This window comes from Sulfuricaulis sp., assembly GCF_049587675.1.
GTDB lineage: Bacteria > Pseudomonadota > Gammaproteobacteria > Acidiferrobacterales > Sulfurifustaceae > Sulfuricaulis.
Map to the genome: position 1 here is coordinate 1 of NZ_JBAVEJ010000252.1, position 7,488 is coordinate 7,488.

At 59.6% G+C, this 7,488-nt stretch carries 6 protein-coding genes; 2 read left to right on the forward strand and 4 right to left on the reverse strand.

Annotated features, from left to right (window positions below):
* Nucleotides 1–391: 391 nt before the first annotated feature.
* The 4 genes from topA to WB402_RS13435 form a co-directional block, all read right to left on the reverse strand.
* The gene (gene topA / locus WB402_RS13420; RefSeq protein ID WP_424208688.1) at nt 392–2,725 is read right to left on the reverse strand and encodes a type I DNA topoisomerase; all 2,334 of its coding nucleotides are present in this window, start codon (nt 2,723–2,725) and stop codon (nt 392–394) included.
* A 228-nt stretch (nt 2,726–2,953) separates the two neighbouring features.
* Entirely contained in the window at nt 2,954–3,436 is a 483-nt protein-coding gene (locus WB402_RS13425) for a DUF494 family protein (protein WP_424208690.1), read from the reverse strand.
* Nucleotides 3,437–3,466: 30 nt separating this feature from the next.
* Nucleotides 3,467–4,597 carry a DNA-processing protein DprA gene (gene dprA, locus WB402_RS13430; protein ID WP_424208692.1) on the reverse strand — a complete coding sequence of 377 codons (1,131 nt, stop codon included), beginning with the start codon at nt 4,595–4,597 and terminating at the stop codon, nt 3,467–3,469.
* Between the two features lie 34 nt (nt 4,598–4,631).
* Nucleotides 4,632–5,759, reverse strand: coding sequence for a LysM peptidoglycan-binding domain-containing protein (locus tag WB402_RS13435; protein WP_424208694.1), 1,128 nt, complete (start codon nt 5,757–5,759; stop codon nt 4,632–4,634).
* 165 nt (nt 5,760–5,924) lie between these two features.
* Here WB402_RS13435 and def point away from each other — a divergent pair, with 165 nt between their 5' ends.
* The gene (gene def / locus WB402_RS13440) at nt 5,925–6,428 is read left to right on the forward strand and encodes a peptide deformylase (protein WP_424208696.1); all 504 of its coding nucleotides are present in this window, start codon (nt 5,925–5,927) and stop codon (nt 6,426–6,428) included.
* Between the two features lie 93 nt (nt 6,429–6,521).
* A complete protein-coding gene (gene fmt / locus WB402_RS13445; protein ID WP_424208698.1) occupies nt 6,522–7,475 on the forward strand; it encodes a methionyl-tRNA formyltransferase in 954 nt (317 codons plus the stop codon).
* Nucleotides 7,476–7,488 lie beyond the last annotated feature (13 nt).

The following is a 7,488-nucleotide window of genomic DNA, read 5'->3' on the forward strand; positions in this document are numbered from 1 at the left end:
GGCTGGCATGGATGACGCTCGCCGCGCTCGGCGGCGCGGTCGTGGGATCGGAACTGGCGGTGCGGCGGCTGGCGCCGGTGCGGCTGCGTCAACTGCTCGGCGTGGTGCTGATCATCGCGGCGATAAAAATGTTCCTCACAGCATAAAATCTGAGTTAAGCCGATCCGGCGGATGATGGCAAGGCGCGCCGGCGCGAGACAAATTCGCCAGGAGCGAATTTGGACGCGCGGAACGCGCGCCAAAGGCGAAATACAGGGATGTATTTCGTCCAAGCGGAGTTTACACGACTCATCTTATGCCAAGACGAACGGAGCGAAGCGAAGTAGGGCTTCATTAGCTGAGCATTCCGAGCGACGGCGCAACGAAGCCAGCGCCGCCGCAGCGGCTTACTTCAAACCCCGGCAGCGATCTTGGGAGGTTCGGCAAACGGCACTTCGCCCTCGTACGGCTCGGCGTAACCGCATTCCTTCTGCGGACAGACCTTTTCCACCCCGCGGCGCTTGGTGGTCTTGACGGAAAGAAACGGCCAACCACACTTGGGGCATGGTTCCTTGATGGGCGGATTCCACACCGCGTACTTGCAGTCGGGATAACGCGCGCAGGAATAAAAAACTTTTCCGTAACGCGACTTGCGCTTGAGCATCGTCGCCTGTTTGCACTCCGGACACTCCACGCCGGTGTCGGCGGGTTTCTCCAGCGGCTCCATGTGCTTGCAGTTGGGATAGTTGCTGCAGCCGATGAACCGGCCGTAACGGCCGCGCTTGATGACGAGGTTCGATTCGCACTTGGGGCACTTGCGGTCGGGCACGATTTCAGGCTCGTTCGAGGCGCCCACGGCGTCGTCCACGTTGCGTGTGTAATTACAGTCCGGGTAACCGGTACAGCCGATGAAGTAGCCGTTGCGCCCGAGGCGTTTGGCCAGTTTCTTGCCGCACTTGGGGCATTCCTCTTCCATCATCTCGACGCCGGGTCGATCCGCAGACTCCTTCTCCTTCACCTGATTCTTGAAGTCGGTCCAGAAATCCCGCAGTACCGGCTGCCACTCCTTCTCGCCGCGCGAGATGGCATCGAGATCGTCTTCCATGCGCGCGGTGAAATCGTAATCCACGTAGTGGAAAAAATGCTCCGACAGGAATTTGTTGACCACGCGCCCGACGTCGGTGGGTTTGAAGCGGCGGTTGTCCAGCGTCACGTACTCGCGACTTTCGAGGGTCGAGATGATGCTGGCATAAGTGGAAGGCCGGCCAATGCCGAAGGATTCGAGCGCCTTCACCAGGCTCGCCTCTGAGAAGCGCGGCGGCGGTTCGGTGAAATGCTGCTCCTTGCGCAAGACCTTGAGCTCGATGGACTCGCCCTTTTCCATCGGCGGCAGAAGTTTCTCGTCTTCGGCGACTCCCTCAGGCGCGTCCGCCGGCTTGTCGTCGATATCTTCCTGATACACCGCCATGAAACCGGGTTTCACCACGGTCGAGCCGTTGGCGCGGAAGACGTTGCCCTCGCCAGCGGCGAGATCCACTGTGACGGTGTCGAGCACCGCCGGCACCATCTGGCAGGCCAGCGTGCGCTTCCAGATGAGCTCATATAGTCGCAGTTGATCTGGCTTCAGGTGATCCTTGATTGCATCCGGCGTCCGGGCGGCCGAGGTCGGACGGATGGCTTCATGCGCTTCCTGCGCGTTCTTCGATTTGTTCTTGTACGCGATCGGTTCGTCCGGCAGGTTGTCGGCGCCGAAACGGTCCTTGATCACGTCGCGGATTTCGGCGACGGCTTCGTTCGCCAGATTCACGGCGTCAGTACGCATGTAGCTGATGAGACCGACGACTTCGCCGTGACCGAGATCCATGCCTTCGTAAAGCTGCTGCGCCGTGCGCATGGTGCGTTGTGCCGTGAAGCCCAGCTTGCGCGAGGCCTCCTGCTGCAGGGTGGAAGTCGTGAACGGCGGCGCCGGGTTGCGGCGGCGCTGCTTCTTCTCGACCGAAAGCACTTCCAGACGGCCCTGCGCCTTGGCCTGCAGCGCCGCATCGACTTCTGCGGCGCGCGCGCCATTGTCGATGGAAAACTGCTCGAGCTTTTCGCCGTTGAAGTGGGTGAGCCGGGCGACGAAGTCCTTGCCCTTGGTGGCCAGATCGGATTCGATGGTCCAGTACTCACGCGCCTTGAAAGCTTCGATCTCCATCTCGCGCTCGACGATCAGGCGCAGCGCCGGGCTTTGCACGCGCCCGGCCGACAGGCCGCGGCGCACCTTTTTCCACAGCAGCGGCGAGAGGTTGAAGCCCACCAGGTAGTCGAGCGCGCGACGCGCCTGCTGTGCGTTGATGAGGTTCTCGGACAGCTTGCGCGGTTGCTCGATCGCATGCTGGATCGCGCTCTTGGTGATTTCGTGAAATTCCACGCGATGTACCGGTTTGTCGTCCAACACGTCTTCCGCTTTCAGGATTTCATGCAGGTGCCAGGAGATGGCTTCGCCCTCGCGATCCGGGTCGGTCGCCAGATACAGCGAGTCGGCCTTTTTCATGGCCTTGACGATGGCATCCATGTGCTTTTTGTTTTTCTCGATCAGCACGTACTTCATGCTGAAGTTATTCTCCGTGTCCACCGCGCCCTGTTTCGGGAGCAGGTCACGCACATGGCCGTAAGAGGCCAGACAGGTAAAATCCTTGCCCAGATACTTGGACATGGTTTTGGCCTTGGCCGGCGATTCCACCACAATCAGATGTTTTGACATTCAGTTAACTCAATGACTACTGCAGTAAAAGTAATTGCTGCCCGCACTGCTTTCCGGAAAAAAAATGGTGCGGGATGAGCGTCGCATTAATTGCATCCTGGCGCATTTTCGCGCACCGGAGTTGCGTCAGGGGCGAATTGTTGTCGATAACAGGCGGGGCTTGTCAAGCCTTGAAACTAAAGTTGCTGTCAGGCAACGGTCGCGATGACGATCGAATAATGACGGAAATCAATGCAGATGACCCTGCATTTCATCAAACACCATGTCCTCGAGCATGTGATAGGCGTATTCCTGTCCCGGCTGGTTGAACAGCACCAGCAGCATCACCCACTTGAGCTGATCCAGCGCGATCTCATCGACTTCCAGGGCCATCAACCGGTCGATCACCACCTCGCGCGTGGCAGGATCAATCACACCGCTGGTTTCCATGAACTGCAGGTAGCCGCGGCATTCCTCGTCGAGCTTTTCGTGCTCCTTCGGGGTGTAGTGGCGAATCGAGGCGGACCTTCCCGCGCGCGGCTGACCGTGATTGATCTCGCGCAACATGGACAGACCGTCCAGCCAGGAAAAGGCTTTGCGGATTTCGCCGCGGCGGAAACCGGCCTGGGTCAGTTCGTGGGTAAGCGCTTCCTGATCGGGTTGGAACTCCGTGCCTTCATCCATGTAGTTTTCGAACAAGTACATCAGCACATCGAAAACATTTTCTTTCATCAGCGGGCTGCGCTCTCTCTTTAACTCGCGTTATCGGGAAATCCTTTGAACCTTGCCGCCCGGACAATTCGACACGAGTCCGTTCAGCTCCATCTGCAAGAGCATGGAGGAAACGGCATCCGCCGTCAATCCGCAGCGTTCGATCAGAGTATCGATACTGACCGGATCATGACCGATATGTTCCAGCAACGTTTCCATCGTTGAATCCAATCGCAGCCCCGGCGGCGTGTTTTCATGCGCAGCCTGAAGTGCCACGCCGGCCAACGGACCGAGTTCCTCGAGAATATCCTGCGCGGTTTCCACAAGCTTGGCGCCCTGGCGAATGAGCGCATGACAGCCGCGCGACTGCGGGGCGTGGATCGATCCGGGAATAGCAAATACCTCACGCCCCTGTTCATTCGCCATGCGCGCGGTGATGAGCGAACCGCTCTGCAGTGCCGCCTCGACCACGAGCGTGCCCAGAGAAAGACCGCTGATAATACGGTTACGCACCGGGAAATTTTCCGGCAATGGCGGTGTGCCCAATGGAAATTCCGACACGAGCGCGCCGTGTTTGACGATTTCATGCGCCAGGTCGCGATGCCGCGCCGGATACACCCGATCGAGCCCGGTGCCGGCCACCGCGATGGTATTCCCGCCCGCTTCGAGCGCGCCGCGATGCGCGGCGCTGTCCACACCCAGCGCCATGCCGCTGGTGATCGCCAGCCCCGCTCCGGCCAGACTATTAGCGAACGCGCGCGCATTCTCGCGGCCCATCGGCGTGGGATTGCGGCTGCCCACGATTGCCAGTTGTGGAACCGATAGCAGCGGCCGCTCCCCGGCGATATAAAGCACCAGTGGCGGGTCGGGGATTTCGCGCAGCAGCGCAGGGTAATCAGGGTCTGCCCAGGTCATCAGGTGATGGCGGGGCTTACTCAGCCATTCGAGTTCGGATTTGAGTACGTTCTCATCGGGACCGGCAAGCAGGGCGTCGATCGCTTCATTCTTTCCGACGAGCGCTTTTTCGAGTTGGCCGCGACTGGCGGAAAAAATAGCTTCGATCGATCCGAAGTGTTCGAGCAAATCGAACTGGGTGCGGGTGCCGACACCGGGCAGGCGCCGCAGCGCGAGCCACGACACAAAGGTATCGAGTGTGGAAATCTGCGTCGTCGCGCCGGCCATGGCGCGCAGTCTACCCCATCAGATGTGAATTAACTCAGGGGGTGACAACCGTGTCCAGCATGTGCACCGGCTGGGTGGCGGTCATGACGAGCGCGTAGCTCATTTTCTCGTAGGTACGGAAGACCATCACCAAGGCCGATTGTTCATCCGGTAGTTGGTAACTCCGGCGTGTGACCGGATCCTTTTGCATACCGGCATGACGCATGACGCGCAGTACATTGCCTTCCTCCATGCCTTCGCGGGTGCCCAGCGAAATGCCGACCACCGTTAAGGGGCCGATCTCGTCCACGGCATTCAGGGCCGAAACGATTCTCCCCGCGACTTGGGTCTTGGGTGCGCGAGGGTAATAGTAAGGCAGGGATACTTTACTGGGTGCTTCCACCAACCGGTCAGTCGGTATAATTTCCTGCTTGACCTGGGTGACCACGAGCTTGCTCGGGTCGCCGGTTTCGAGCCGATGTGCATTGCCCAGATACACCGCCTCGTACGCCAGCAGCTCCCCGGTGTCGGGATGGCGGATGGGTTTGCCAGGGCGCACGATCTGGTAATACTCCGGACCCTCGTCCTTCAGGCGGCGCGCATAGAACTGGCTGCCGTTGCCGAGCGCAATTCGATCATCGAGTCCGGTGGTGATGTAACCCGCCTCCTCAAGCTCATTTTCACCGACCGCCAGCGGGCGCGTGAGAAACGGCATGATGGCATTCGGCGGAATCGTGGGAATGGCCGCATCGAGCGGCTCGCTATGCACCTGCGGTTGCAATTTGACAGTGCGATCATCGGCGGGTGTGGCAGCGGCTGCCGGCTCCCGCTCCTGGGCGCTTTCAGGCAACGAGGGCAATCCCGGCGCGGTAACTGTTTCCTTGCGCAACACGCTCAGTTCCGGTTTGCCATCGACCATGCGAAACACGATGACGTCACCGGGATAAATCAGATGGGGGTTTTTTATTTCCTGGTTTATCTTCCAGATCTTCGGCCACATCCAGGGACTCTTCAGAAAACGGGCCGAGATGTCCCACAGGGTATCGCCCTTGACCACGGTATAGCGTTCGGGGTGGTCGGGCTTTAGCTGCACCTCATCCGCCCGCGAGAAACTCGCGGAGCACAGGAACAAAACAATAATAAGAAGGAAAAAGCCGGAAACCGTTAGGTGCTTAGGCGACATTCGTCCACATTCCGTGTAGTCTGATAACGTCTTGAGTGTAGTCCATGCCGGTGCGCAACGCCAAGGTGGTATTATGGCCAAATTATCTTGTTATTCAGCAGCATCCAGACAGATAATAAACTGACTTGGCAGCAGGAAGTAAACCGGCTTTTGTCACTTGGGTCCATGACCGTACGCACCATTCTGCACTACCCCGATCCGCGACTGCGCCGCAAGGCCAACCCGGTGCCGGAGGTAACCAACGATATCCGCCGGCTGGTGGATGACATGGCCGAGACCATGTACCAGGCGCCGGGAATCGGCCTTGCCGCCATCCAGGTCAACGAGGCGTGGCGCATTGTCGTTATCGACATCTCCGAAACCCGCAACCAACTCCAGGTATTCATTAATCCGGAAATCTTGTTCCGGGAAGGTGAACAGGAGCTGGAAGAAGGCTGCCTGTCCGTGCCCGGCATTTACGAACCGGTCACGCGCGCACATCGCATCCGCGTGCGTGCGCTCGACCGTGACGGCAAACCGTTGGAGTTCGAAGCCGAAGGCCTGCTCGCCACCTGTATCCAGCACGAAATCGATCACCTCGACGGCAAGGTCTTCGTCGATTACCTCTCACGTCTGAAGCAAACGCGCATCCGCAAGAAATTAGAGAAGCAGCAACGCCTGGCCATGTAAAATGGAATCGGCAGGATTAACAGGATCAAGCAGATGAATATAAAAGTTTCTAATCCTGTTTAATCCTGTAAATCCAGTCCATTTTCTATCGTCATGAATCTGATCTTCGCCGGTACACCGCCATTCGCGGTCGCTTCGCTCGAGGCTCTGCTTCGCGCCGGCCATTTCATTCGCGCCGTGTATACCCAACCGGATCGTCCCGCCGGACGCGGACGCAAACTGATGGCGAGCGCGGTCAAACAGTGCGCGGAGAAACACGGCATTGAAATCCGCCAGCCGGAAAAGATCGCTGGCGAGGAAGGCCGGCTTCGCGCCGATACCGCCGATGCGATGATTGTCATCGCCTACGGTTTACGGCTTTCGGAATCCATTCTTGCCATTCCCCGTAATGGTTGTATCAACGTGCACGCCTCGTTGCTGCCGCGCTGGCGTGGCGCCGCGCCGATCCCGCGCGCGATTGAGGCCGGCGATGCTGACACCGGCGTGAGCATCATGCAGATGGAAGCCGGGCTCGACACCGGACCGGTGCTGGCGGAAGCACGCCTGCCCATACACGACACCGACACGGCGCAGACCCTGCATGACCGTCTGGCGTCACTCGGCGCCGAAACGCTGGTCAGCGCGTTGGAACGTCTGGCGCGCGGCGAAATAAGGCCGCAACCTCAGGACGCTTCGCGCGCGTGTTATGCCAAAAAACTGCGCAAGGAGGAAAGCGCTCTCGACTGGACACAGCCCGCGGCGGTGCTGCATCGCAAGATCCGCGCGCTGGTTCCCTGGCCGGTGGCGAGCACGACCTGGCGCGGCAAAACCTTACGCTTGTGGGGGGCCGGACCGCTGGTGCAAAAAAATACACCGGGCGTGCCGGGCACGGTGGTACAGGCCGATGCCGGAGGCGTGGCCGTGCAGACTGGTGAGGGTGTACTCACTATCACCCGATTGCAGGCAGGGGGTGGAAAAATTCTTACGGTGGGGGAGTTTCTGAACGGCCATCCGCTCGCGGCTGGCGACCGGATGGGCGATGAAGCGCGCAACACCCCGGCCCGCTAGGCACGCCGCCACG